This window comes from Roseovarius nitratireducens (assembly GCF_002925845.1).
GTDB classification, from domain to species: domain Bacteria; phylum Pseudomonadota; class Alphaproteobacteria; order Rhodobacterales; family Rhodobacteraceae; genus Roseovarius; species Roseovarius nitratireducens.
In genome coordinates this window covers 340,209-364,998 of the sequence record NZ_PDNI01000065.1, presented here as the reverse complement: position 1 = coordinate 364,998, position 24,790 = coordinate 340,209, and the positions used below count along the sequence as shown (strand labels likewise).

31 protein-coding genes and 1 tRNA gene are annotated in these 24,790 nt (G+C 66.8%); 24 read left to right on the top strand and 8 right to left on the bottom strand.

The genetic code is table 11. The features are described from left to right. Positions 1-9 precede the first annotated feature (9 nt). The 12 genes from CRJ03_RS14605 (at position 10) to CRJ03_RS14550 (ending at position 9,171) form a co-directional block, all read left to right on the top strand. Positions 10-951 carry an aspartate carbamoyltransferase catalytic subunit gene (locus CRJ03_RS14605; RefSeq protein WP_104019597.1) on the top strand — a complete coding sequence of 314 codons (942 nt, stop codon included), beginning with the start codon at positions 10-12 and terminating at the stop codon, positions 949-951. Continuing rightward, positions 948-1,478: a hypothetical protein gene (locus CRJ03_RS14600; RefSeq protein WP_104019596.1), complete on the top strand. Its 531-nt coding sequence runs from the start codon at positions 948-950 to the stop codon at positions 1,476-1,478. The genes CRJ03_RS14605 and CRJ03_RS14600 overlap by 4 nt, the downstream gene beginning before the upstream one ends. A 20-nt stretch (positions 1,479-1,498) precedes the next feature. Next, positions 1,499-1,927, top strand: coding sequence for a hypothetical protein (locus tag CRJ03_RS14595; RefSeq protein WP_240611685.1), 429 nt, complete (start codon positions 1,499-1,501; stop codon positions 1,925-1,927). A gap of 133 nt (positions 1,928-2,060) precedes the next feature. Beyond that, the gene (pyrC, locus tag CRJ03_RS14590) at positions 2,061-3,341 is read left to right on the top strand and encodes a dihydroorotase (RefSeq protein ID WP_104019594.1); all 1,281 of its coding nucleotides are present in this window, start codon (positions 2,061-2,063) and stop codon (positions 3,339-3,341) included. Further along, on the top strand, positions 3,341-3,952 hold the full coding sequence (plsY, locus tag CRJ03_RS14585; protein ID WP_104019593.1) for a glycerol-3-phosphate 1-O-acyltransferase PlsY: 612 nt from the start codon (positions 3,341-3,343) through the stop codon (positions 3,950-3,952). Before pyrC ends, plsY begins: the two co-directional genes overlap by 1 nt. 31 nt (positions 3,953-3,983) lie before the next feature. Then, on the top strand, positions 3,984-4,289 hold the full coding sequence (locus CRJ03_RS14580; protein WP_240611684.1) for a DUF805 domain-containing protein: 306 nt from the start codon (positions 3,984-3,986) through the stop codon (positions 4,287-4,289). A gap of 254 nt (positions 4,290-4,543) precedes the next feature. Then, on the top strand, positions 4,544-5,164 hold the full coding sequence (gene rpsD / locus CRJ03_RS14575) for a 30S ribosomal protein S4 (protein ID WP_104019592.1): 621 nt from the start codon (positions 4,544-4,546) through the stop codon (positions 5,162-5,164). Between the two features lie 112 nt (positions 5,165-5,276). Next, positions 5,277-6,362 carry a histidinol-phosphate transaminase gene (gene hisC / locus CRJ03_RS14570; protein WP_104019591.1) on the top strand — a complete coding sequence of 362 codons (1,086 nt, stop codon included), beginning with the start codon at positions 5,277-5,279 and terminating at the stop codon, positions 6,360-6,362. Beyond that, positions 6,359-7,276 carry a prephenate/arogenate dehydrogenase family protein gene (locus tag CRJ03_RS14565; protein ID WP_104019590.1) on the top strand — a complete coding sequence of 306 codons (918 nt, stop codon included), beginning with the start codon at positions 6,359-6,361 and terminating at the stop codon, positions 7,274-7,276. Before hisC ends, CRJ03_RS14565 begins: the two co-directional genes overlap by 4 nt. Then, positions 7,273-7,881, top strand: coding sequence for an extensin-like domain-containing protein (locus CRJ03_RS14560; protein ID WP_104019589.1), 609 nt, complete (start codon positions 7,273-7,275; stop codon positions 7,879-7,881). Before CRJ03_RS14565 ends, CRJ03_RS14560 begins: the two co-directional genes overlap by 4 nt. Before the next feature lie 181 nt (positions 7,882-8,062). After that, positions 8,063-8,395, top strand: coding sequence for a hypothetical protein (locus CRJ03_RS14555; protein WP_104019588.1), 333 nt, complete (start codon positions 8,063-8,065; stop codon positions 8,393-8,395). A gap of 332 nt (positions 8,396-8,727) precedes the next feature. Next, positions 8,728-9,171 carry an MmcB family DNA repair protein gene (locus tag CRJ03_RS14550; RefSeq protein WP_104019587.1) on the top strand — a complete coding sequence of 148 codons (444 nt, stop codon included), beginning with the start codon at positions 8,728-8,730 and terminating at the stop codon, positions 9,169-9,171. Here the strand turns inward: CRJ03_RS14550 and CRJ03_RS14545 are convergent. Next, positions 9,166-9,354 (bottom strand): DUF6324 family protein, encoded by a 189-nt coding sequence (locus tag CRJ03_RS14545; RefSeq protein WP_104019586.1) that lies wholly within the window; start codon positions 9,352-9,354, stop codon positions 9,166-9,168. The genes CRJ03_RS14550 and CRJ03_RS14545 overlap by 6 nt on opposite strands. Positions 9,355-9,431: 77 nt before the next feature. Between CRJ03_RS14545 and CRJ03_RS14540 the strand changes: the two genes are divergently transcribed. Then, a complete protein-coding gene (locus CRJ03_RS14540; protein WP_104019645.1) occupies positions 9,432-9,917 on the top strand; it encodes a GNAT family N-acetyltransferase in 486 nt (161 codons plus the stop codon). 41 nt (positions 9,918-9,958) lie between these two features. After that, a tRNA-His gene (locus CRJ03_RS14535) sits at positions 9,959-10,035 on the top strand. 151 nt (positions 10,036-10,186) lie between these two features. Here CRJ03_RS14535 and CRJ03_RS20485 read toward each other — a convergent pair. The 3 genes from CRJ03_RS20485 to CRJ03_RS14525 all read right to left on the bottom strand — a co-directional run bounded on the left by CRJ03_RS20485 (position 10,187) and on the right by CRJ03_RS14525 (position 11,244). After that, positions 10,187-10,318 (bottom strand): hypothetical protein, encoded by a 132-nt coding sequence (locus CRJ03_RS20485; protein ID WP_276308237.1) that lies wholly within the window; start codon positions 10,316-10,318, stop codon positions 10,187-10,189. After that, the gene (locus CRJ03_RS14530) at positions 10,311-10,691 is read right to left on the bottom strand and encodes a hypothetical protein (protein WP_104019585.1); all 381 of its coding nucleotides are present in this window, start codon (positions 10,689-10,691) and stop codon (positions 10,311-10,313) included. Before CRJ03_RS14530 ends, CRJ03_RS20485 begins: the two co-directional genes overlap by 8 nt. Positions 10,692-10,932: 241 nt before the next feature. Further along, on the bottom strand, positions 10,933-11,244 hold the full coding sequence (locus tag CRJ03_RS14525) for a DUF6476 family protein (protein ID WP_104019584.1): 312 nt from the start codon (positions 11,242-11,244) through the stop codon (positions 10,933-10,935). On the opposite strand from CRJ03_RS14525, the gene CRJ03_RS14520 reads away from it, so the two are divergent. The 4 genes from CRJ03_RS14520 to CRJ03_RS14505 all read left to right on the top strand — a co-directional run bounded on the left by CRJ03_RS14520 (position 11,243) and on the right by CRJ03_RS14505 (position 14,806). Then, the gene (locus tag CRJ03_RS14520; RefSeq protein WP_104019583.1) at positions 11,243-12,289 is read left to right on the top strand and encodes an RluA family pseudouridine synthase; all 1,047 of its coding nucleotides are present in this window, start codon (positions 11,243-11,245) and stop codon (positions 12,287-12,289) included. The two genes, CRJ03_RS14525 and CRJ03_RS14520, sit on opposite strands and share 2 nt — an antisense overlap. Before the next feature lie 139 nt (positions 12,290-12,428). Further along, positions 12,429-13,325: an RNA polymerase sigma factor RpoH gene (gene rpoH, locus CRJ03_RS14515; protein ID WP_104019582.1), complete on the top strand. Its 897-nt coding sequence runs from the start codon at positions 12,429-12,431 to the stop codon at positions 13,323-13,325. A 66-nt stretch (positions 13,326-13,391) separates the two neighbouring features. Next, positions 13,392-14,474, top strand: a complete 1,083-nt coding sequence (locus tag CRJ03_RS14510; protein ID WP_104019644.1) for an alpha/beta hydrolase — start codon at positions 13,392-13,394, stop codon at positions 14,472-14,474. A 62-nt stretch (positions 14,475-14,536) separates the two neighbouring features. After that, positions 14,537-14,806, top strand: coding sequence for a DksA/TraR family C4-type zinc finger protein (locus tag CRJ03_RS14505; protein WP_104019581.1), 270 nt, complete (start codon positions 14,537-14,539; stop codon positions 14,804-14,806). Here CRJ03_RS14505 and CRJ03_RS14500 read toward each other — a convergent pair. Together CRJ03_RS14500 and CRJ03_RS14495 are read right to left on the bottom strand one after the other, a co-directional pair. Beyond that, complete coding sequence (locus CRJ03_RS14500) at positions 14,769-15,155, bottom strand: YigZ family protein (protein WP_104019580.1); 387 nt, start codon at positions 15,153-15,155, stop codon at positions 14,769-14,771. The two genes, CRJ03_RS14505 and CRJ03_RS14500, sit on opposite strands and share 38 nt — an antisense overlap. A 56-nt stretch (positions 15,156-15,211) precedes the next feature. Further along, a complete protein-coding gene (locus tag CRJ03_RS14495; RefSeq protein WP_104019579.1) occupies positions 15,212-17,032 on the bottom strand; it encodes a M3 family oligoendopeptidase in 1,821 nt (606 codons plus the stop codon). 272 nt (positions 17,033-17,304) lie between these two features. Between CRJ03_RS14495 and CRJ03_RS14490 the strand changes: the two genes are divergently transcribed. Next, complete coding sequence (locus CRJ03_RS14490; RefSeq protein ID WP_104019578.1) at positions 17,305-18,135, top strand: fumarylacetoacetate hydrolase family protein; 831 nt, start codon at positions 17,305-17,307, stop codon at positions 18,133-18,135. A 317-nt stretch (positions 18,136-18,452) separates the two neighbouring features. Here CRJ03_RS14490 and CRJ03_RS14485 read toward each other — a convergent pair whose 3' ends face one another. Together CRJ03_RS14485 and CRJ03_RS14480 are read right to left on the bottom strand one after the other, a co-directional pair. Beyond that, positions 18,453-19,406 carry an alpha/beta fold hydrolase gene (locus CRJ03_RS14485; protein WP_104019577.1) on the bottom strand — a complete coding sequence of 318 codons (954 nt, stop codon included), beginning with the start codon at positions 19,404-19,406 and terminating at the stop codon, positions 18,453-18,455. Further along, a complete protein-coding gene (locus CRJ03_RS14480; RefSeq protein ID WP_104019576.1) occupies positions 19,406-19,696 on the bottom strand; it encodes an SCP2 sterol-binding domain-containing protein in 291 nt (96 codons plus the stop codon). The genes CRJ03_RS14485 and CRJ03_RS14480 overlap by 1 nt, the downstream gene beginning before the upstream one ends. A 71-nt stretch (positions 19,697-19,767) precedes the next feature. Between CRJ03_RS14480 and CRJ03_RS14475 the strand changes: the two genes are divergently transcribed. From CRJ03_RS14475 to CRJ03_RS14455, 5 genes are all read left to right on the top strand, one after another. Beyond that, positions 19,768-20,328: a tetratricopeptide repeat protein gene (locus CRJ03_RS14475; RefSeq protein ID WP_104019575.1), complete on the top strand. Its 561-nt coding sequence runs from the start codon at positions 19,768-19,770 to the stop codon at positions 20,326-20,328. 32 nt (positions 20,329-20,360) lie between these two features. Then, positions 20,361-23,186 (top strand): helicase-related protein, encoded by a 2,826-nt coding sequence (locus CRJ03_RS14470; protein ID WP_104019574.1) that lies wholly within the window; start codon positions 20,361-20,363, stop codon positions 23,184-23,186. A 2-nt stretch (positions 23,187-23,188) separates the two neighbouring features. Further along, positions 23,189-23,569, top strand: coding sequence for an RNA-binding S4 domain-containing protein (locus tag CRJ03_RS14465; protein WP_104019573.1), 381 nt, complete (start codon positions 23,189-23,191; stop codon positions 23,567-23,569). Between the two features lie 63 nt (positions 23,570-23,632). After that, entirely contained in the window at positions 23,633-23,971 is a 339-nt protein-coding gene (gene fdxA, locus CRJ03_RS14460) for a ferredoxin FdxA (RefSeq protein WP_104019572.1), read from the top strand. Positions 23,972-24,264: 293 nt separating this feature from the next. Then, positions 24,265-24,774, top strand: a complete 510-nt coding sequence (locus CRJ03_RS14455; RefSeq protein WP_104019571.1) for a CarD family transcriptional regulator — start codon at positions 24,265-24,267, stop codon at positions 24,772-24,774. Positions 24,775-24,790 lie beyond the last annotated feature (16 nt).

Genomic DNA, 24,790 nt, shown 5'->3' with positions numbered 1-24,790 from the left:
GGAGGCGGCATGACCTACCCGCACGCGCATCTTCTCGGGATCGAACCGCTTACCCCCGGCGATATCACCGGCATCCTTGACCTTGCCGAGGAATACGTGGCGCTCAATCGCAGCGATGCCAAGCACCGCGACGTGCTGAGCGGGCTGACGCAGATCAACATGTTCTTCGAGGCATCGACCCGCACGCAGGCGAGCTTTGAGCTGGCCGGCAAGCGGCTCGGGGCGGACGTGATGAACATGGCGATGCAGGCCTCTAGCCTCAAGAAGGGAGAGACGCTGATCGACACCGCGCTCACCCTCAACGCCATGCATCCCGACCTTCTGGTGGTGCGCCACCCGCATTCCGGCGCGGTGGACCTGCTTGCGCAGAAGGTGCGCTGTGCCGTGCTCAACGCCGGCGACGGTCGGCACGAGCATCCGACGCAGGCGCTGCTGGACGCGCTCACCATCCGCCGCGCCAAGGGGCGGCTGCACCGGCTCAACATCGCCATTTGCGGAGACATCGCGCACAGCCGCGTGGCGCGCTCCAACATCCTGCTGCTGGGCAAGATGGAGAACCGCGTGCGCCTCGTCGGCCCGCCGACGCTCATGCCCGCGGGCATCGCCGAGTTCGGGGTCGAGGTGTTCGACGACATGAAGGCGGGGCTGGAGGGCGTGGACGTGGTGATGATGCTGCGGTTGCAGCGCGAGCGGATGGATGGCGGCTTTATCCCCAGCGAGCGCGAGTATTACCACCGCTTTGGCCTCGACGCCGAGAAGCTGGCCTATGCCAAACCGGACGCCATCGTGATGCACCCGGGGCCGATGAACCGCGGCGTCGAGATCGACGGCGAGATCGCCGACGACATCAACCGGTCGGTGATACAGGATCAGGTCGAGATGGGTGTCGCGGTGCGCATGGCGGCGATGGAGCTGCTGGCGCAGGGCCTGCGGGCGCGCCGCGCGGCATGAGCACCGTGCTCCATGTCCCCGCTTACGAGGCGCATGTGGTGCGCGTCTTTTCCGTGCTGGAGGACGCGGGCGCGCCGCTCGATGATGCCGCGGTGATGGACGCGCTGGGGGCCGATGGCGCGTTGGACGGCCATGAGATCGAGCTGTTCGATCTTGGCGATCTCGGTGCCATGCCGCTGTCCGAATATCTGGTCGAGGGCCATGGGATTGCGAAGGCGGACATCGCGGAAATGCGCTCGCAGATCGACGGGCTGACGGGCCGGGTGCTGATCCTGCCGTCGCGCGCCTTCGGCGGTCGCGCGACGGTGCTGCGCCCCGGGCGCGGTCTGCGCCTCGTGTCCCGATTCGAGGAGGATGTGCCAGAGGTGCGTTTCGAGCGGTTACCCGCGGGCGGTGCGGCGGGCAGCCTGGCCCCGTCTGCGGGCCCCGGCCATTCGCGCCGCGCGGCACGGCTTGCGGCGGTGGTGTTCTTTGCCGGGCTCGCGGTGCTCGTGGCGCTGGTGATCTGGCTGGTGGTAACGCCATGAGCGAGGGGCCGATCCATTCCATGACCCCCACCACCGCACTCGCCGAGGGCGAGCGCGTGATCGAGAGCTTTCACCCCGACCGCGCGACCTACTGGCGCGATCACGCGTGGCTCGCGGCGGGGGCGATGGCGCTCGGGATGGCGGTGCTCTGGGCCGCTGGCAATCCCCATGTCTGGACCGGTGCGGTGGGCGGGCTTGCGGCGGTGGCGGTGCGCGCGGGCTACGTGGCCTCCGACGAGCTGCAGGCGCGATGGGACTTGACCGACCGGCGGCTTCTCGGGCCGCTCACGCGGGCGGTGCGGCTGGCGGAGATCCGGACGGTGCGCGGGCTGGGCAGCGCGGTGCAGGTGGTGACGACCTCGGGCGACAAGCACCTGATCAAATACCAGGCGGACCGTGGGGCGACCGAGGCCCGCATCCGCGCCGCCGCCGGCCTGAGGGAGGGCTGAGCGATGCAGGAGCCGAAGGACCCGCGCATGTCCGGCAAGATCGCGATGGTGGCGCTGGCGGTGATCGCGGCGCTGACGGTGGTAATGGTATGGGTGGCGGGATGAGCGAAACAAGAGGCGAGGACGGGACGGCATGACCACCACACTCTTTACAAACGCCCGCCTGATCGACCCCGAGGCGGGGACGGACGGCCCCGGCTGGCTGCTGATCGACGGCGGTGTGATCGCCGGGCGCGGCAGCGGCGAGGACAGGCCGCAGGCCGAGGCGGTGGTCGATTGCGGCGGGCAGTGTCTTGCCCCCGGGATCGTCGATATCGGCGTGAAGGTCTGCGAGCCGGGTGAGCGGCACAAGGAAAGCTATCGCTCCGCCGGGCTGTCGGCGGCGGCGGGGGGCGTGACCACGATGGCCACGCGGCCCGACACGCTGCCCGCCATCGACAGCCCCGAGGTGCTGGAATTCGTGGAGCGCCGCGCCAACGAGGCGGCGCCCGTGAACGTGCTGCCGATGGCCGCGCTGACCAAGGGGCGCGAGGGTCGCGAGATGGTCGAGATCGGGTTCCTGATGGATGCGGGGGCCGTGGCCTTTACCGATTGCGACCACGTGGTGCGCGACACCAAGGTGCTGGCTCGTGCGCTGAGCTATGCGCGCAGCCTGGGCGCGCTGGTGATCTGCCATCCGCAGGATCCCGGGCTGAGCGCGGGGGCGGCGGCGACGAGTGGAAAGTTCGCCTCGCTACGAGGCCTGCCCGCCGTCTCGCCGATGGCCGAGCGGATGGGGCTCGATCGCGACATTGCCCTGCTGGAAATGACGCAGGCGCGCTATCACGCTGACCAGATCACCACCGCCCGCGCGTTACCTGCCCTGCACCGGGCAAAGCGTAACGGTCTGGATATCACGGCGGGAACGAGCATCCATCACCTGACGCTCAACGAGCTCGACGTGTCGGACTATCGCACCTTCTTCAAGGTCAAGCCGCCGCTCCGGTCCGAGGAGGACCGGCAGGCGGTGACGGAGGCGGTGCGCGAAGGGCTGATTGATATCATCAGCTCGATGCACACCCCGCAGGACGAGGAGAGCAAGCGCCAACCATTCGAGGCGGCGGCGAGCGGGGCGGTCGCGCTGGAGACCCTGCTCCCGGCGGCGCTCAGGCTCTACCATGCCGAGGCGCTTGACCTGCCGACGCTGTTTCGTGCGCTGTCGCTCAATCCGGCGAAGCGGCTGGGGCTGTCTGCCGGGCGGCTTGTGCAGGGGGCGCCTGCGGACCTCGTACTGTTCGACCCTGGCAAGCCGTTCATCCTCGACCGGTTCGCGCTGCGTTCGAAATCCAAGAACACGCCGTTTGACGGGGCGCGGCTTCAGGGTAGGGTGAGCGCCACCTATGTCGCCGGTTGCTGTGTTTACGAGGCTTCCTGATGCCCCCTGTCGAGAGCGCCGCCAGCATCCTGATCCTGTGGGCCGTGGCGGGCTACCTGCTGGGCTCTATCCCGTTCGGCATGGTGCTGGCGCGGGTGATGGGGCTGGGCAACCTGCGCGAGATCGGCTCTGGCAATATCGGGGCTACCAACGTGCTGCGCACGGGCAACAAGGTGGCCGCCGCGCTCACGCTGCTGCTGGACGGCGGCAAGGGGGCGCTGGCGGTGCTGCTGGCGCGGGCGATCGCGGGCGAGGACGCGGCGCAGCTCGCGGGGCTCGCGGCCTTTGCCGGGCATTGTTACCCGGTCTGGCTGGGCTTTCGCGGGGGCAAGGGTGTGGCCACGTTCCTTGGCCTGCTGCTGGCGCTCGCGTGGCCCGTGGGGATCGCGGCCTGCCTGACATGGCTGGCCACGGCGGTGGTGGCGCGCATCTCGTCGTTGGCGGCGCTGGTGGCGGCGGTGCTGGCGCCGGTCTGGGCGCTGGTGCTGGGCCACGGCGCGGCGGTGGCGCTGGCGACCTGCCTCGCGGCGCTGATCCTGTGGCGGCACCGCAGCAACATCGCGCGGCTGCGCGCCGGAACCGAGCCGCGCATCGGTCAAAAGGACAAGTGACAAAGGCAAGGAGTTTCGGACCAAGGATTTCATGACGGCGGTCAGGACGGTTCTCACCGAGAATTACGCCAATTTCAGCGGACGCGCTGCACGCTCCGAATTCTGGTGGTTCGCGCTTTTCGTCCTGGTGGTGAGTCTCGTGCTGCAATTGATCCTCGGCGATATCGTCAGCGCGATCTTCTCGCTGGCCGTGCTCTTGCCAAGCATCGCCGTTGCCGTGCGCCGCCTGCATGATGTGGACCGCTCCGGCTGGTGGTATCTGCTGGTTCTGATCCCGGTGATCGGGGGGGCTGATCCTGATCTTCGCCTTTTTCATCCATCGCGGCACAGTGGGTGACAACCGTTTCGGCCCCGATCCGCTGGCCAATCAGGGCTGACCCGGGGCAGGGGACGCTGCCCCCGTCGCGCATCCGCGCAGCGCTCGCGGAGGTATTTGGACCAGGAAGAAGCCGGGGCGCGCGGGTGGTTGACAGCGCGAACGCGGGGTATATAAGCGCGGCTTCATTGGTGTTGGTGGCCCTCGCAAGGGGATGCCTGTCGGGAGCAATCCAGAGGACAACGCCCTTCGACATATAGAGAAGGAGATCAGCCGTGACCAAACGCACGTCTGCCAAGTACAAAATCGACCGCCGCATGGGCGAGAACATCTGGGGCCGCCCCAAGTCGCCGGTCAACCGCCGCGAATACGGCCCCGGCCAGCACGGCCAGCGCCGCAAGCAGAAGATGTCCGACTTCGGCCTGCAACTGCGCGCCAAGCAGAAGCTCAAGGGCTATTACGGCGATCTCACCGAGAAGCAGTTCCGCCGCATCTATGCCGAGGCAGAGCGTGTCCGGGGCGATACCGGCGAGCTGCTCATCGGCCTGCTGGAGCGCCGTCTCGACGCGGTGGTCTACCGCGCCAAGTTCGTGCCCACAGTCTTTGCCGCGCGGCAATTCGTGAACCATGGCCATGTGATGGTGAACGGCAAGCGCGTCAACATCCCCTCCTACCGCGTGAAGGAAGGCGACGTGATCGAGGTGCGCGAGAAGTCCAAGCAGCTTGTCTCCGTTCTCGAGGCCGTGCAGCTGGCTGAGCGTGACGTGCCCGATTACATCGAGGCCGACCATTCCAAGATGACCGCGACCTTTGTGCGCACGCCGGCGCTGGGCGATGTGCCCTACCCGGTGATGATGGAGCCCAACCTCGTCATCGAATACTACGCGCAGAACTGATCGCGCCCTGACGGGACACGCGGGCCGCGACGGGAAACCGCCGCGGCCCTTTTCGTTCTGGTCAAGGCCGGATGCCAAAGCTAGAACCCCGCCAAGAGGAAAGGCACGGGACATGACCAGGATAACGCCGCAGCCCGGCATCATGCAGATCGCCCCCTACCAGGGCGGGGCGAGCCATGTCGCGGGCGTGGCGGACGCGGTCAAGCTCAGCTCCAACGAGAACCCGTTTGGCCCGCCCGAGGCCGCCCGCGAGGCGGTGCGCCGCAGCGCCCGTGACCTGCATCGCTACCCGTCCACCGATCACGGCGCGCTGCGCGCCGCGATCGGCGAGATGCACGGACTCGATCCCGCGCGCATTATCTGCGGGGTGGGCAGCGACGAGATCCTGCACCTGCTGTGCCAGGCCTATGCCGGGCCGGGCGACGAGGTGATCCATACCGAGCACGGCTTCGCCATCTACCGCATCGGCGCGCTGGCGGCGGGGGCAACCCCGGTCGAGGTGGCCGAGGCGGCGCGCACCACCGACGTGGACGCGATCCTCGCGGCCTGCACCCCGGCCACGCGGCTGGTCTTTGTCGCCAATCCCAACAACCCCACCGGCACGATGATCGGGCCGGACGAGGTGCGGCGGCTGGCCGACGGCATCCCCGAGACCGCGCTGCTGGTGCTCGACGGGGCCTATGTCGAGTATGTCGAGGGCAACGATGGCGGCGCGGCGCTGGTCGAGGCGCGCGACAACGTGGTTATGACCCGGACATTTTCGAAGATCTACGGGCTGGGTGGTTTGCGTGTCGGCTGGGGCTACGCGCCCGCTGACGTGATCGATGTGCTGGACCGCATCCGCGGGCCGTTCAACCTATCGAGCCCGGCGCTCGCCGCTGCCGAGGCGGCGGTGCGCGAGACCGAGTGGATCGTGCGCTGCCGCGACGAGAACACCCGCCTGCGCGGGTGGCTGGCCGGGGCGCTCGCCGAGCAGGGCGTGCCATCGGACCCGAGCCATGGCAATTTCATCCTTGCCCGTTTTGCCGATCGCGCCGAGGCCGAGGCCTGCGACGACTATCTGAAATCGTGCGGGTTGATCGTGCGGCGGGTCGGGGGGTATAACCTTCCCGACTGCCTGCGCATCACCGTGGGCGACGAGGCCGCCTGCCGCCGCGTGGCCCATGCCGTTGGGCAGTTCCGGGCAGGCACGCGATGAGTGTGATCTACGATCGTGTGGCGCTCATCGGGCTGGGGCTCATCGCCTCGTCGATGTTTCATGCCATCCGTCGCAGCGGGCTCGCGCGGGAGGTGACAGGCTATGCACGCAGCCCCGAGACCCGCGCCATCGCGCGCGAGATCGGCCTGTGCGACCGCGTCTGCGAGACCGCCGCCGAGGCCGCCGACGGGGCCGACCTGGTGGTGCTTTGCATTCCGGTGGGGGCTATGGGGGTCGTGGCCGAGGAGATCGCCCCGGTGCTCAAGCCCGGCGCGACGCTGAGCGACGTGGGATCGGTCAAGAAAGCGGTGATCGAGGCGGTCGCGCCGCACCTGCCCGAAGGGGTGCATTTCGTCCCCGCCCACCCCTTGGCGGGCACCGAGCATTCCGGCCCCCGCTCGGGCTTTGCCGAGTTGTTCGACAACCGCTGGTGCCTGATCGTGCCGCAGCCGGGCAGTGACCGCGCGGCGGTGGAGCGGCTGGAGCGGTTCTGGCAGGCGCTGGGCAGCCATACCGACGAGATGGATGCCGAGCATCACGATCTTGTCCTTGCCGTTACCTCCCATGCGCCGCATCTTATCGCCTACACGATGGTGGGCGTGGCCGACGACCTGCGCCGCGTCACCGACAGCGAGGTCATCAAGTATTCCGCCGCCGGTTTCCGCGATTTCACCCGTATCGCGGCCTCCGACCCGACGATGTGGCGCGACGTGTTTCTCAACAATCGCGAGGCGACGCTGGAAATCCTCGGGCGTTTCACCGAGGAGCTGTTTGCGCTTCAGCGCGCCATCCGCACCGGTGACGGCGATCACCTGCACGCTTATTTCACCCGCACCCGCGCTATCCGCCGCGGCATCATCGAAGCGGGGCAGGACGTTGACGCGCCTGATTTTGGACGGGGGAAGAAGGTATGAGGCGCGCGGTTTTCGTCGCCGCATTGGGCCTGAGCGTTCTGGCGACGGGGTGCGGGCGCGGCAACGACGCGGTGACGCGCGGCGGTGGGCTTTGTGGCGATCCGGGGCTGGTGGGCACGGTCTCGGGCATCCTGCCCGGTCGGATCGCGGGCTGCGGGGTGAAGCGTGCCGTGCGCCTCGAATCGGTGCATGGTGTGCGCCTGAGCCAGTCTGCCGCGCTCGATTGTCAGACCGCGCGGACGCTCGGGGCATGGGTCGATCAGAGCGCCAGGCCCGAGGTCGGTCGCATGGGCGGGGGCCTCACCGGTCTGCGCGTTGCGGCGCATTATGCCTGCCGGACCCGCAATAGCCAAAGCGGTGCAGAGATTTCCGAGCATGGCAAAGGCCGTGCCATTGACATTGCCGCGCTGCAATTGCGCGACGGCTCCGAGATTTCGGTGCGCGACGATTGGGGACAGGGGCGAAAGGGCCGGGTGCTGCGTCGCGTCCATCGGCAGGCCTGCGGCCCGTTCGGCACGGTGCTGGGTCCGGAATCTGACCAGTTCCACCAAGACCACTTTCATTTCGACACGGCTCGGAATCGTGGTGGCTCCTATTGCCGCTGAAATTCCGCTGACTCGTGCTGCGACGAATCCGCCCGGGGGCCGGTGCGGTCGGCCGCGAAACCACGCATTTTCACAGGTCTGGACCGGCGATATCTCGCACAGGGCACGGACAGGTCCGGATCGGCCCTTGTAATCTCATGGCAAGGGCGTAACTTTGTTGTAGCAGAAACGGAGGTCGGCCATGCCCAAGCTCATCAAGCTCTACATCACGCAGGTCGCCATCGGCTTCGGCATCGCGGGCGTGTTCGTCGCGCTCCTGCTGTGGTTCGATATCGCCAACCTGTGGCACCTTGTCACCCATAGCAGCGACGGGCCGCTTGCGGTCCTGATCCTCTGGCTGGCAAATGGCATCGTCTTTGCCGGGGTGCAATTCGCCATCGCGGTGATGCGGATGAAGGATGACGATGACGACGATCATCACGGCGGGCTGCGGCAGCATGTCATGCGCCGCGACTATGCCACGATCCCCGCCCGCGTTGATGATACGCGCCGGACGTTTCGACCAAGGGGTTGAGCCGCGCCAGCCGGAGCACTGACCAAAGGCCCCCACGGGGGCCTTTTCGCGTTTATTGGGTTTCACGCCTGCGAATCGGGAAAAGGAGAGAGAGGTGTGACGGGCCCGCACGCAACCGTGTGGTTCTCTCATTCCCGAGGACCTGTGTATACAGGTGGGCGCCGGGTAACCGGACCACGATCCGGACAGAGCCAGCTCCCTCGGAATTGCTTAAGGCCACCGGAATGCAACCGCTCACGAGAAGGGCAGCACCCGCCACACCCCACAGCTAAGCGCTTGTACGCCCCGCGGCAAGGGGTTGCGTGCGTTCCTTATTTGTTCAAAATGCCGATATGGCATTCCCGCATGATCCGTCCCTGCGTCCCGGACAGGCGCTCGCTCGTGGCGTCTGCCGCCACCTGGCCAGCCATGATTTCGCCGTCCTGACGGAATTCGTGCCCGAGCGCGGCAAGCGCGTGGACGTCATGGCGCTTGGCCCGAAGGGCGATATCTGGGTGATCGAGTGCAAATCGGGCCGTGCCGATTTCGCCTCGGACGCCAAGTGGACAGGCTATCTCGACTGGTGTGACCGTTATTTCTGGGCGGTGGACGCGGGGTTTCCCACGGATCTGCTGCCCGACGATACCGGCCTCATTATCGCCGACGGCTACGATGCCGATATTATCCGCATGGCCCCCGAGACCCGGCTTGCGGCCGCGCGGCGCGCCGCACTCATCCGTCGTATCGCCCGCGACGCCGCGCGCCGCCTGCACCGGCTCACCGACCCGCCGCTATGATCCACGCGCCCGGGCGGCGGCTGCCGCGGCACGGATTTCCTCGGCGATTTCCTCGGCCTCGTCGGGTTCGAAATCCATCGGAACCTCGATGCCCTGCGACTCGATGAACAGACGCACCATGCCGCTATCCGTTGGCCCGATCTGGAGATTGGCCTCGATCTCGCGTTCGTCGTTGATGCCCATGACCGCCTCCTGAAACTCGCGATCTGCTACGCTGTTCGCGCTTGATTGGCAAGCCTGCGCGCGCTTTGATGGCGACCATGACCGAGGCCGCGATCCGCCCCTTCCGCCCCGACGACGCGCCCTGGCTGGTCGAGCGTCATGCCACGCTCTATGCGCGCGACGAGGGTTTTGACGAGACGTTCGGCGCGCTGGTCGCGGAGATTCTCGACGCATTCATCGCGGACCACGATCCGAGTTGCGAGGCGGGCTGGATCGCTCATGTCGAGGATCGGCGGCTCGGCTCGATCTTCTGCGTGCGCCAGTCCGAGGGAATCGCCAAGCTGCGGCTGTTCCTCTTGGTGACCGAGGCCCGCGGGCAGGGGCTCGGGCAGCGGCTTCTGGATACCTGCACCGGCTTTGCCCGCGCGCGCGGATATAGCGGCATGGCGCTCTGGACGCATGAGAGCCACCGCGCCGCCTGCGCGCTCTACGCGCGCAACGGCTGGCGGCTCACCGCCTCGAAACCGGTGCGCTCTTTTGGCTGCGACCTTGTCGAACAAAGCTGGGAAATCGCTTTCCGTTAGGCTTGCAATCGGCAGGCGGCAAAGGTAAATCCCCCGTCAGTGCCGCCTTAGCTCAGTTGGTTAGAGCGCTGGATTGTGGATCCAGAGGTCCCCTGTTCAAGCCAGGGAGGCGGTACCACCGCAGTCGTTCTCCCGTCACCAGCCGATAGACCTGCTGCACCTGCCATTGCGCGCGCGGCCCGGTTCGGGGCCACCCCGGAGCCGCATATGCCAGCCATGCGCGTGCGGCTCTGACGTAAGGTGCCATCCCGTTTCGTCCACTGGCAGGTCTACGTGCGCATCGCCCCGCAGGCCACACTGTTGAAGATCGCGGCCGTCCGCGATCTGGTTTCGGAGCGGTCCTGCGCGGCGGCGGTGAGCGGCAACAGGGTGACAAGCAGCGCCGCAACGCGGCTAGTCATCGGTTTGGGGCACCGGCTGTGCCGGGGCGCTCATCGGGCGGTCGGGGTCGGGCACGTATTCGGTGGGCCCGGGCTTGTTCATGTTGGCGAACACGATGACGCCCACGGTGAGGACGAACAGCGTCAACGCAAGCAGTGCGGGCGTCCGTGCGAGCCATCGCTGCCAGCGTATGGTGAGCTTGCTGCCCATCCACCACACCACGACCGCGACCGCGCCCGCGGCAACCTGGTACTGAAAGAACAGCGTCACCCGGTTGAGCCCGCGGGTGAAGCCGTCGCCCATGGGCCCGGTGTGGTACGGCACGAGGAACGATGCCGCATAGAGCGCCGCCCACACGCCGCACAGGATGAAAATGCCGCTCAGCCGGGTCATGCATCTACACCTTTCAAGCCGCTCACTCCTCCGGATCCGCAGATGCATCCCGACGCTGACCCGCTTGGCACAGACACGAGACAGGGGCGCAAACCCTCGTTTTCATGAGAAACCAAGTTGACTCTCCTGAAACGATGAACAGGTCTTGCAACCCTACGAAAGGTAGGCGATCTGCAAAGCGCGGCAGGCCAATCCGCCGTGCCTTTACCTGGCGCTGTTGCCGGAATGTGACAAGAAGACCCTAGTCGCGGATATCCACCACCTGCCGCAGCGTGCCTGTCTCGCGATCATAAATCAGGATGCGCCCGTCATCGGTCACCACCGCGTACCAGCCCTCACCTTGCGTGAAGGCGGTGGCGCGCGCGCCCTCGGGCAGGGTGATGGCCTCGGGCAGCGGGGGCAGGGCGGGCCGTTCGGGTTCGGACCAGAAGCGGGTGACAAGCAGCCCGACGATCACTAGAAGCCCGAGGATCATCGTGGCGGTCAGAACCGTGACCAGCCGCGCGAGGAATTTCAGCGTGGCCGGGCTCACCGGCTGAGGGCTTTCGGACATGGCGCAGGACCTGCTCGGCTTTGTCATCGGGGCGGCACCGCCCCCCCGCCTTGATAAGGCGCTGGCGCGCGATGTGCCAGAGGCTGCGGCGCTGTCGCGCACGCGGCTCATGCGGCTGATCGAAGAGGGCGCGGTGCGCGTCAACGGTGACGTGGTGCAGGACAGCAAGGCGCGCGTGGCCGAGGGCGACCGCATCGACATCGCCTTGCCCGAGCCGCGCGAGAGTCACATGGAGGCAGAGGCGATCGCGCTCGACATCGCGTTCGAGGATGACGACCTCATCGTGATCGACAAGCCTGCGGGGCTTGTCGTCCACCCGGCCCCTGGCACGCCATCGGGCACGCTGGTCAATGCGCTCCTGCACCATTGCGGCGACCGGCTCTCGGGGGTCGGCGGCGCCCGTCGCCCGGGCATCGTGCACCGCATCGACAAGGACACCAGCGGTCTTCTGGTTGTGGCCAAGACCGACGCCGCCCATCAGGGGCTTGCCGCGCAGTTTGCGGCCCACTCGGTCGAGCGCGCCTATCTCGCCATGGTTCACGGTGTCCCCGGTCCGGGTGACCCGCGTCTCGCGGGGTTGGCAGGCGTGCGATTCGAGGCCGATGGCACGCTTGTCATCCGCACCCAGCTTGCCCGCCACCGCACTGACCGGCAGCGGCAGGCGGTGGTGACCAGCGGCGGGCGCCATGCGGTCACGCGCGTGCGGCTGCGCGAGTCGTTCGGCCGGCCACCGGCGGCGTCGCTGGTGGAATGCCGGCTGGAGACCGGACGTACACACCAGATCCGCGTGCACATGGCCCATGTAGGCCTCGGGTTGATCGGCGATCCGGTCTATGGCGGCGCGCGCCGCCTTTCCGTGCGCGCCCTGCCCGAGGGCGCCGCCGAGGCGGCGCGCCACTTCCCTCGGCAGGCCCTGCACGCGGCCAGCCTTGGCTTTCTCCACCCCCTCAGCGGTGCGGCCCTGCGCTTCTCTTCGCCGCTGCCCGACGACATGGCGGCGCTCCTTGCCAACCTGCGCGGAACGGATGACAGCAGGACAGAATGACGTGATCTGTCGACATATTCGCCGGTTTTCGCCGGAAAACCCCGGCTGATGCGTTAAGATGAAGTGTGTATCAACTTGATCTCGCGGGCTGATAGCCTAGATCAATGTTAACACCTTATACATGAGGAGGGACACCCGCATGGGCAATTACGCAAATCTCCCGGCCCCGACCCCGGAAGGCGGGCTCAATCGCTATATGCAGGAGATTCGCAAGTTCCCGCTGCTTGAGCCGGAAGAGGAATACATGCTGGCCAAGCGCTGGGTCGAGGAACAGGACACCGAGGCCGCACATCGCATGGTCACCAGCCACCTGCGGCTGGCGGCCAAGATCGCGATGGGCTATCGCGGCTACGGCCTGCCACAGGCGGAGGTGATCTCGGAGGCCAATGTCGGTCTCATGCAGGCGGTCAAGCGCTTCGACCCCGAAAAGGGCTTTCGTCTCGCCACCTATGCGATGTGGTGGATCCGTGCCTCGATCCAGGAATACATCCTGCGGTCGTGGAGCCTGGTGAAACTCGGCACTACCTCGGCGCAGAAGAAACTGTTCTTCAACCTGCGAAAGGCAAAGGCGCGTATCGGCGCGCTGGAAGAGGGCGATCTGCGCCCCGACGCCGTCAAGAAGATCGCCCACGATCTCGGCGTGACCGAGGACGAGGTGATCTCGATGAACCGCCGCATGGCCGGGGCAGACGCCTCGCTCAACGCCACCGTCGGTTCCGAGGGCGAGGGCACGATGCAATGGCAGGACTGGCTTGAGGACGAAGATGCTGACCAGGCCGGCGCCTACGAGGAACAGGATGAATTGCAGGCCCGACGAGAGCTGCTCGCACGGGCGATGGACGTCCTCAACGAGCGCGAGCGCGACATTCTCACGCAACGCCGCCTCAACGAGGAAACGATCACGCTGGAGGATCTCAGCGCGCAATATGATGTCAGCCGCGAGCGGATTCGCCAGATCGAGGTGCGTGCCTTCGAGAAGCTGCAAAAGCGGATGCGCAGCCTCGCGCAGGAAAAGGGTATGTTGACCCCGGCCTGACCCTCTTGGCGCGGGGCGCAACATCACCTATGTGTCGTCTTTGGACGAGGGCGAGTGATGATTGCGATGCGTCGGACGGCAACGACCTATTTTGATCGGTTGGCCCGTATCGCGCTTGCCGGTGTGGTCCTGGCGTTGCTGGCCGCCTGCGCGCCCCGCGTCACCGCAGAACGCGCGGCCCCGCACCCGCAGGCCCGGATCCAGCCGGCCTTCGTGGCGACGGGCCGCGATCTCGACCGGACCGGACCGGTCTTCGGGCAGGAACGGTCCGAGACAATCCGCTATTTCCGCGTCGATATCTCGATCCCGCCGACCCATGAGACCGGCCGCATCGAATGGCCGGAGGGGCCAGCCGATGCGGCCACCGATTTCGTCGTCAACGGGACGCAGGTGCATGACGGGCCGCGCACGCTCATCCGCGACATGCGCGCGCGCACAGAGGGGCGCGAGACGCTGCTCTTCGTGCATGGCTACAACAACACCCTGTCCGAGGCGATGTACCGGCTGGCGCAGATCCAGTCGGACTTCAACGTGCCGATGCCGGGGCTGCTGTTTGCCTGGCCCTCGGCGGGCGATCCGCGCGGCTATATCTACGACCGCGACAGCGTGCTCTATGCGCGCGACGATCTCGAGACGCTGCTGCATGATCTGACGGCGCGCCCGGGCGAGAAGGTCTTTATCCTCGCCCATTCCATGGGCTCGCAACTGGTGATGGAGGCGCTGCGCCAGATCGCCCTGCGCGGCGACCGGCAGGTGTTGAGCCGGATCAGCGGCGTGGTGTTGATGTCGCCCGATATCGACCCCGATCTCTTTGACCGGCAGGCGGCGGCGATCAGGCAGCTTCCGCAGCCGTTTCTCATCTTCATCACCAAGGCGGACCGGGTGCTCACGCTCTCGGGTCTCGTCACCGGGCGCAAGCCGCGCCTCGGGGTGATCGACGCCGCCGAAAAGGTGCAGCGCGGCGATGTGCAGGTCGTGGATGTCACCGAACTCTCGGATGGCGAGGGCTATAATCATTTCGTGCCGGTCACGTCGCCCGCCGCGATTCGCATGCTCAACGGCATCATCGCGCAGGCGGGGGGCGTGAACAGCGCGTTCCTGCGCGACATGGCGCTGCCTCTGCCCGCCGCCAAATATGTGGAACCCTGAGCGCGATTTGACCCCGACGGCAGGACGGGCCTAAACTGGATGCTGCAAGAAAGGAGACGGCCATGGCCGGCGGATGGGCGCGCGATGGCGCGGTAAGTGAACAGATCGAAGCCTCGATTTCAGATGAGCTGGCGCGGCTCAAGGCCCGGGCGCAGCCGCAGGGCGAGAGCCGGACCCATTGTGCGGATTGTGACGAGCCGATCCCCGAGGCCCGCCGCACCGCCATCCCGGGCGTCAAGCTGTGCATCGACTGCGCCTCCGATCTTCAGGCGCAGAACCAGCCCCGCGGCGGCATCAATCGGCGCGGGTCGAAGGACAGCCAGTTGAAGTGAGATTGGCCGCGTCGAGATAGGCGCGAACCGCCGTTTGCACATGGCGGAACCGGTCACCGCCCAGATGCTTTCCGCCATACCAGCGGGTCACGATGACGAGGTGGTCGCGGATTTCATCGCGCTCTAGCATGCGCAGGATCACGTTGCCCGCGCCGCTTTCGCCGTCGTCATTCTTGACCGGGCCGGAGCCGAGCAGAAGGCCCCATGTATTATGCGTGGCCTTGGCGAATTTCTTTTGTTTCTTCAGGGTTTTGACGAGGGTTTTGGCCTCTTCCTCCGACGCGCAGGGCGCGCCGGAGACGGCATATTTGGAGCCGCGATCAGTAAGGATATTGTCCAGCGTCAGCATTGCGGCGTTGTGCGGGGTTTCTGCGGCTTTCACAATCCCCGCGACGGGTATGCATGTCAGCCCTCCATCGACTCCAACTCGTCGATCATGCCCTCGATCATCGACAGGCCCTTGTTCCAGAACGCCGGGTCCGAGGCATCGAGGCCGAAGGGGGCGAGCAGGTCCTTGTGGTGTTTCGAGCCGCCTGCGCGCAGCATCTCGAAATACCTGTCCTCGAACCCGGCGGGATCTTCCTCGTAGACGGCGTAGAGCGCGTTCACCAGCCCGTCGCCGAAGGCATAGGCATAGACGTAGAAGGGCGAGTGCACGAAATGCGGGATATAGGCCCAGAACGTCTCGTATCCGTCCATGAAATCGAATGCCGGCCCGAGGCTCTCTGCTTGCACGCTCATCCACAGCGCGCCGATGTCGTCGGGCGTAAGCTCGCCCTCGCGGCGCGCGGCGTGCAGCTTGCACTCGAAATCGTAGAACGCGATCTGGCGTACCAAGGTGTTGATCATGTCCTCGACCTTGCCCGCGAGCAGCACCTTGCGCTCGGCGTCGGTCTGCGCCCCGTCGAGCATCCGGCGGAAGGTCAGCATCTCGCCGAAGACGCTGGCCGTCTCGGCAAGCGTCAGCGGAGTCGAGGCCAGAAGCTCGCCCTGTTCCGCGGCGAGCCGCTGATGCACGCCATGGCCCAGCTCATGGGCGAGGGTCATCACGTCGCGCGGCTTGCCGAGGTAGTTGAGCATCACGTAGGGGTGTGCGTCGGTCACGGTGGGGTGGGCGAAGGCGCCCGGCGCCTTGCCGGGCTTCACGCCGGCGTCGATCCAGCCCTTCTCGAAGAACGGCTCGGCCAGCTCGGCCATGCGCGGATCGAACCCTGCATAGGCCGCCGTCACCGTCTCGCGCGCCTCATCCCACGGGATGGTGCGCGGCGCTTCCAGCGGCAGCGGCGCGTTGCGGTCCCAGACCTGCATCCGCTCCAGCCCCAGCCACTTGCGCTTGAGCTCGTAATAGCGGTGCGACAGGCGCGGGTAGGCGCCCACCACCGCGGCGCGCAGCGCCTCGACCACCTCCGGCTCGACATCGTTCGAGAGGTGCCGCCCGGTCTGGGCGGTGGGCATCCCGCGCCAGCGGTCGAGCACCTCCTTTTCCTTGGTGGTGGTGTTGTGGACGCGGGCGAAGGTGCGCAGGTTCTCGCCCAGCACGCGCGCCAGTTCCCGCGCCGCCTCCTCGCGCTTGGCGCGATCGTGATCGGTAAGCAGGGTGAGCGTGGCCTCGATCCCCATTTCCTCGCCCTCGACGGTGAAGGTGAGCCCCGCGATGGTCTCGTCAAAGAGCCGCTCCCACGCGTCGCCCACGACGCCCAGGTCATGGAGGAATTTCTCCAGCTCGTCGGAAAGCTGGTAGGGCTTCATCGCGCGGATGCGGCGCAGCACCGGCGCGTAGCGTGCAAGCCCCGCATTCTCTTCATACATCGCCTTCAGCGCGTCCTCGTCGAGCCGGTTGAGCTCGAGCGAGAAGAACACCAGCGGCGTGGTGAAGCGGGTGATCTTTTCCTGGCAGTCGGAGAGGAATTTCGCCCGCGCGGAATCGGTGGTCTGCTGGTAGTAGCGCAGCCCGGCGAAGGACATGACGCGCCCCGCTACCCGGCTGATCGCCTCGTCGCGGCGGATGCACTCGAGCAGGCCGTCAGCATCGAGGTTGGCCAGCTTGCCCTCGTAGTCGGCGGCGAAGCTTGCGCATTCTGTCTCTAGCCAGTCGAGATCGCGGGCCAGTTCGGGCGCGTCCGCGCCGCTATAGAGATCGCTCAGGTCCCATTCCGGCAGGCGGCCCAGATCCTTGCCCCCGGCGGTGGCGTTGGCATCGTGGACGGGAAAGGGAAGCGTGCGCATGGGGGAAAACCTCGACTGTTGATGAAACCCAGACATAGGCGGGGCCTCGGCGCGGCTCAACCCCGCTTCGCGCGCTCAGCCGTACTGCACCGGCCGGCGCCGCATCACGCGCGCGGCCAGATCGGTGGCGAGACAGGCCCCGTGCCCGCGGCGCAATAGAGACCTTGAGCGGTGACACGCAAGACCATGCCGCGATGATAGCTCTTGTCATGCCCTTGCACAGCCCTGCCCGCCGTCTATTCTGCACGCGACTGCGCAACAGGAGGGATGACATGCGGTTTGCACGCTTTGGGGATCGGGGGCAGGAGCGCCCCGCCGTGCTCGATGCCGAGGGACGGCTGAGGGACCTGTCGGGCGTGGTGCCCGATCTCGCGGGCGAGGTGCTCGGGTCGCTGCCGCGGCTCAACCCCGAGGCGCTGCCGCTTGTGCCGGGCGCGCCCCGACTGGGGCCGCCGGTGAGTGGCATCGGCAAGATCGTGGGCATCGGGCTAAATTACAGCGACCACGCCGCCGAGCTCGGTGCCGAGCCGCCGGCCGAGCCGGTGGTGTTCCTCAAGGCGCTGACCGCGCTTGGCGGCCCCTACGACCCGGTGGTGATGCCGCGCGGCTCGGCCAAGACCGATTGGGAGGTGGAGCTCGGCATCGTCATCGGCCGGCGGGCGAAATACGTGGACCAGGCCCGGGCGCTCGGGCATGTCGCGGGCTACACCATCGTCAATGACGTGTCGGAACGCGCGCTGCAACTCGAGGGGTCGGGGCAGTGGACCAAGGGCAAAAGCTGCGACACGTTCGCGCCGGTGGGGCCGTGGCTCGTCACCCCCGACGAACTGGACGACGTGCAGGGGCTCGATCTTGCCACCGAGGTGAATGGTGAGCGGATGCAGACCGGCAACACGTCGCGGATGATCTTCGGCGTGGCCGAGATCGTGTCCTACCTCAGCGCGATCATGACGCTCGAGCCCGGTGACGTGATCGCCACCGGCACGCCGCCGGGCGTGGGCGTGGGCCACAAGCCGCCGCGATTCCTGTCCGCGGGCGACGAGATGGTGCTGCGCATCACAGGACTGGGCGAGCAGCGGGTGACGGTGCAGGCCGAGGGGTAGCGGGCAGGGTACATGGCGGACATGAGGGCGCTTGTGGGCGAAGTTGGCCTGAAGCGGACCCTCACAGCTTGGTGCCAATGCGCGGAGTAAAGGCGCGTTCACGCGCCGCCGCGCAGCGCCCGACCGCCCCCCGGGCGGGCGCTTTTGTGACGTCTAACTCAGCACAATCGTTGCAGTATTTGGTACCATAAAGCGAGGACCACACCCGTTTGAGCGCCCACCCGCGGTCGGGCGCTGCGCGGCTCCTCGACCGTTGTATGGAATGGCACGATCAGGCCAAGCGCGCTTTTCTCGCAGACGGCGGTGCCTTCTGCGCCTCACGCCGCCGCTGCGCCGTTCCCTGGCCTGTCGTAGAAGTTGCAGATCATCTCGAACAGCCGCGCCTGCACGGCGGGCGTGTCCATCAGGGTTTCGTGCCGCCCGCCCGGAACAATCTCCAGTCGCCCGCCGGGCCAGCGCGCCATGCGGTCGTGGATACGGCCCACATCCACGATTTCCTCGTCGCTGCCCACAATCGTCAGGCAGGGCAGCGCGGGCGAGGGACGCGCCGCCAGCGTCCGCATGTCTCGCAGGGCCTCGTGCAGCCAGCGCAGGCTTGGGCCGCCGATACCCAGCTCGGGGTGCGCCTCGATCTGCCGGGCCATGTAATCCCACATTTCGCGGTCATTGGTGAGCTTGTTGGTCTCGAACGGCTCGCTCAGCACGTAATGCTCGCCCGCGGTGCTTGGCGCGTAGACATGGCCAAGACCAAGCCGCCGCAACCCCCAGGCCAGCGACCACGCGAAGGGGCGCAGCGCAGGACCCATGTGAATCCCCCACATCGGCCCGGAAAAGACAACGCTGCGCACGTCCAGCCCATCCATCACCGCGCGCAGCCCGATGCACCCACCCATCGAATGCGCCAGCAGGTGCCAGGGGCGCGGCAGGTCGAGCGCGCGCGCCGCCCCGACCATTGCCTCCACGTCTTGCTGGTAGTCGGAGAAATGCAGCACGTGCCCGGCCATCGCATCACCAGTGAGCCGGTCCGCCAGCCCTTGTCCGCGCCAGTCCACCGTCAGCGTGGCAAATCCTCGTGATGCGAAATGCTGCGCCGCGCGCCCGTATTTCTCGACATATTCGGTGCGCCCCGGAAACAGCAAAACCGTGCCCGCCGCCGCCTCGCGGTGCCACAGTCCCACGCGGATGCGCACGCCATCCCGCGCCTGAAGCCACCACGCGGCCCCGTTATCGGGGCCGTCGGCAACCTGCGCGAAGAGCGGCGCTGCCTTCATCAGGCGAGGACGCTGCCGAGCTTCATCGCCATGCCCATGTCGCCATCCACCGAAAGCCGCCCCGACATGAACGCGGCGGTGGGATCGAGATCGCCTGCGAGGATCGATTCGAACGTGTCGGCGTCGGCGCTGAGCGTCACGTCGGTGTCGTCATCTGCGGCGCGCGCGCCATCGCTGTCCATCACGATGCTGCCCTCGCCCTCGATCACGAACTTGGCCGATCCGTCGAACCCGTCGCTGCCCATCTTCTCGTTAAGAGCCTTGACCGCGGCTTCAATCACGTCGCTCATCTGGTTCATCCTTTCACGATTGCGATGACGGGGCTTTCGCTCCCGGCATTCCGCGCTACACTGACCCCGTTATGAGAGACAGGCCCCGATATCTCAACCATACCGTTGCGGCACTGCTTGCGCTGGTCATGTTTTCCTTACCCGCGACGGCCGCCGAGACCCGCCTCGACACGCTGTTTTCGCAGCTTGAGGGTGCCGCGCCCGAAGAGGCGCGCCGCATCGCCTCCGAGATCGAGCTGGAATGGGCAAAATCAGGCTCACCGGCGATGGACCTGCTCTTGCGGCGCGGCAAGGACGCGCTCGAGGCCGGCGATATGGAAATGGCAGTTGAGCATTTGAGCGCCGCAATCGACCACGCACCCGGCTTTGCGGAGGCATGGCACTTGCGCTCGGTCGCGTTCTTTCGGCAGGAGCACTATGGTCTGGCCCTCAACGACCTCGCGCAGGTTATCGCGCTCGAACCACGCCACTTCAACGCGCTCTTCGGCATGGGCCGGGTGTTGGAGGAAACCGGGCGTGCGGCGCTTGCGCACGAGGCTTTCGAGCGGTCGCAGGCTATACATCCGCATCACGAGGCCGTAAGCGAGGCGCTGGAAAGGGTGTCGCGTGAAATGGGCGGCACCGACCTCTGAACGGCAATCCATGGCAATAGAACGGGGGGCGCATGTCCGAGCAGTCGAGAACCGTCGCGGTTCTGGGCCCCACCAATACCGGCAAGACCCATTACGCGATCGAGCGGATGCTGGGCTACCGCACCGGCATCATCGGCCTGCCGTTGCGCCTGTTGGCGCGCGAGGTCTATGACCGGATCGTGGCCGTGCGCGGCCCGTCTGTTGTGGCGCTCGTCACCGGCGAGGAGCGTATCGTTCCGCCGCGGGCGCAATACTGGGTTTGCACGGTCGAGGCGATGCCCGAAGGGATGGGGACCGATTTCGTCGCTGTGGACGAGATCCAGCTGTGCGCCGATCCCGAGCGCGGCCACGTCTTTACCGACCGGCTGCTCAGGATGCGTGGCCTGCGCGAGACGCAGTTCCTGGGCAGCCACACCATGCGCCACGTCATTGCCGAGCTGGTTCCGGGGGTGGAGTTTCTCAGCCGCGCGCGCATGTCGCAGCTTGTCTATACCGGGCCGCGCAAGGTCTCGCGCCTGCCAGCGCGCAGCGCCATCGTCGGGTTCTCGGTGGAAAACGTCTATGCCATCGCCGAACTGATCCGGCGGCAGAAGGGGGGTGCTGCGGTGGTGATGGGCGCGCTCAGCCCCCGCACCCGCAACGCGCAGGTCGAACTCTACCAGAACGGCGACGTGGATTACCTCGTGGCGACCGACGCCATCGGCATGGGGCTCAACCTCGATATTGATCACGTCGCCTTTTCCGCGCTGTCGAAATTCGACGGGCGGCGGATGCGCGCGTTGTTCCCTCACGAGCTTGGCCAGATCGCCGGACGTGCGGGACGGGGGATGCGCGACGGCAGCTTCGGTGTCACCGCCGAGGCCCCCGACCTGGAGCCGGCGCTTGCGGAGGCGATCACCGATCACCGCTTCGCCCCGGTGCGCCGTCTCGAATGGCGCAACGCGCGGTTGGCTTTCGGCTCACCCGAGGTTCTTATCGACTCGCTCGAGGCGCGCCCGGAACACACCCTGCTTTCTCGCGGGCGCGAGGCAGACGATCTTGCCGCCCTCCGCTCGCTCTCGGAGGTGCCGGACGTGCGCGCCCGCGCCAGCGATGCGCCCGCCGTGCGGCTGCTGTGGGATGTCTGTCGTATCCCCGACTTTCGCGGCATCAGTGCCACCGAGCACGCCAGCCTGCTGGAGCGCATATTTTGCGACCTGCACGAGCTTGGCCGCGTGCCCGACGACTGGCTGGCCACGCAGATCCGGCGAATCGACCGCACCGATGGCGATATCGACACGCTGTCGAAGCGGCTCGCGCATATCCGTACATGGACCTACGTGGCGCAGCGCAAGGGCTGGGTTGATGACGAAACCCATTGGCGCGAGGCGACACGCGCGGTAGAAGACCGCCTGTCGGACGCGCTCCACGGTGCGCTGACCCAGAGATTCGTGGACCGGCGCACATCCGTTTTGATGCGGCGGCTCAAGCAGAAGGAGGCCATGGTGGCCGAAGTGAACGATCAGGGCGCGGTCAGCGTCGAGGGCGAATTCGTCGGGCGGCTCGAAGGGTTCCGCTTCATCCGCGACAAGGCTGCTGCCGGGCAGGAAGCGCGCACGCTGCAACAGGCGAGCCTCGCGGCGCTCGCCCCCCATTTCCACCTCAAGGCGGACCAGTTCTACAACGCGCCCGATACCATGATCGATTTCACCGAGCAGGGCGGGCTGATGTGGGGCAACGAGGCGGTTGGCAAGCTCACTGTCGGCTCCGATCCGCTCAGGCCGCAGGCCGTGGCATTCGTCGATGACGAGGCGGGTGCAGAGGTTGCGGCCAAGGTACAGCGCCGCTTGCAACATTTCATCGACCGCAAGGTCGCCACCCTGTTCGAGCCGCTGATGGCGATGAGTCGCGACGAGGCTCTCACGGGCCTTGCGCGCGGCTTCGGCTTCCGGCTGGTCGAGGCGATGGGCGTGCTTCCGCGCGGCGATGTGGCCGAGGAGGTCAAGGCGCTCGACCAGGAGGCGCGCGGGCTCTTGCGCAAGCACGGCGTGCGTTTCGGCCAGTTCACCGTGTTCCTGCCCGCGCTGCTAAAGCCCGCACCAACGCGGCTGCGGCTGGTGCTGTGGTCGCTCAGGAATGGGCTCGACACCTTCCCCGAGGCGCCGCCGCCGGGGCTGGTGACGGTGCCTGCCGATACGACCGCGCCGCAGGGCTATTTCGCGATGGCGGGCTACCGCGCCGCGGGCGAACGGGCGATTCGCATCGACATGCTGGAGCGGCTCGCCGACATGCTGCGCAGCGCCGATGGGCGCGCCGGGTTCGAGGCGACGGCGGATATGCTGTCCATCACCGGCATGACGCTGGAGCAATTCGCCGGGCTGATGCAGGGGCTGGGCTACCGTGCCGAGCGCGGCGAGCGCGAAAAGGTCAAGCCGGTGGATCAGGCCGTGGCCGAGGCCCCCGCCGATGCCGCAATCGCCGCCGAAGAGGCCCCGGCAGAGTCCGTCGCCGATGCCGTCGAGCAGATCGCGGATGAGGGCGAGGCTCCCGTTGCCGCCGAACCGCCGCAGCCCGAGCCGGAAGGCACCCCCGAGATCGCGGAGACGCCCGAGGAAGAGGTCGTTCCGGGCGAAACGCCCGAGGTGGCAGAGCCGGAGATCGAGGTCTATTACACTTTCACCTGGGCCCCGCGCGGCAATCGCGCTCCGAAGGGTGCGCGCAGCAAGCCGCAGGGCAAACCCAAGGGCAAGGGCGGTCCCAAGGGAAAACCGCGCGACGAGCGCGCAAAGTCCTTCAGCGCCAGGCCCGAAAAGAAGGATCGAATCGACCCCGACAACCCCTTTGCCGCCGCTCTGATGGGGCTCAAGGACAAGAGCTGAGCGTGGCCCCAAGCGCCGAGCGGTCCCGCCTCGACAAGTGGCTCTGGCATGCGCGTTTTTTCAAGACGCGCGGGCTTGCCGCCGGGCAGGTCTCGGGCGGGCACGTCCGTGTCAACGGCACCCGCGCCGCCAAGCCTGCACAGCAGGTGGGCCCCGGCGATGTGCTCACCTTTGCGCAGGGCACGCAGGTGCGCGTGGTGCGCATCATCGCGTCCGGCACGCGCCGCGGCCCCGCCGCCGAGGCGCGCACGCTCTACGAGGACATCACGCCACCCGCGCCGAAGGACGCTGACCCGCCCAACCCGCGCTACGAGGGAAAGGGACGCCCCACCAAGCGCGACCGCCGCAAACTCTTCCCAGATGGGTCCGGCCCGCTTGAATGATGCCGCGCTCTGGACTAGGTCACACCCGAAACGCCGCACACCCGGCAAGAACGTGAGACACCCATGACCTATATCGTCACCGACAACTGCATCGCCTGCAAATACACGGACTGTGTCGAGGTCTGCCCCGTGGACTGTTTCTATGAGGGCGAGAACATGCTGGTGATCCATCCCGACGAATGCATCGACTGCGGTGTGTGCGAGCCCGAGTGCCCCGCCGACGCGATCCGTCCCGATACCGAGCCGGAAATGGAGCCGTGGGTCGAGTTCAACCGCAAGTATTCCGAGCAATGGCCGGTCATTGTCACCAAGAAAGACCCGCTGCCCGAGGCCGAGGAGCGCGACGGTGAGACCGGCAAGTTGGACAAGTATTTCTCTGAAACCCCGGGCGAGGGCGGCTGAACAGAGCGATTCGCAACGCCATGCGCGGCGGCGCCCCCCGTTCTGTCGCGTCATGTTCACCAAGCGTTTGACGAATAACGTCAAAACCACGCCAATCGGCGCACGCTCTTTCATGAGAGCGGTTTTTGTGTTATGTTCTGAACTCGTAAAACAAGATGTGCTTGAAACCGGCTCCACCTCACCTGCTGCCGGGGTGGAAAATCTATGACAAAGGACACATAAACCCGATCCTGGAAGGGTCGCGGCTTGTGCCCTTTTCTGTGTCGGACGGCGCGCTGCAAGGAAAGAACCGTATGTCGAAAGCCAGGAAGACCGAGTTTCGCCCCGATGACTACGTCGTATACCCCGCGCACGGCGTGGGCCAGATCATCTCGATCGAGGAACAGGACGTTGCGGGCCTCACGCTCGAGCTGTTCGTGATCTCCTTCGAGAAGGACAAGATGACGCTGCGTGTGCCCACCAACAAGGCCACCGAGATCGGGATGCGCAGCCTGTCGAGCCCCGATGTCATCTCCAAGGCGATGACCACGCTCAAGGGCAAGGCGCGGGTCAAGCGGGCGATGTGGTCGCGCCGCGCGCAGGAGTATGAGCAGAAGATCAATTCCGGCGATCTCATCGCCATTGCCGAGGTCGTGCGTGACCTGCATCGCAGCGACGATCAGCGCGAGCAGAGCTATTCCGAGCGCCAGCTCTACGAGGCTGCGCTCGAGCGGCTGACCCGCGAGGTCGCGGCGGCGTCCGGCGGTGACGAGGTGCAGGCCGCCCGCCAGGTGGACGAGGTGCTCATCTCGCGCGCCGCCTGAGTGGCATCGCATCAGG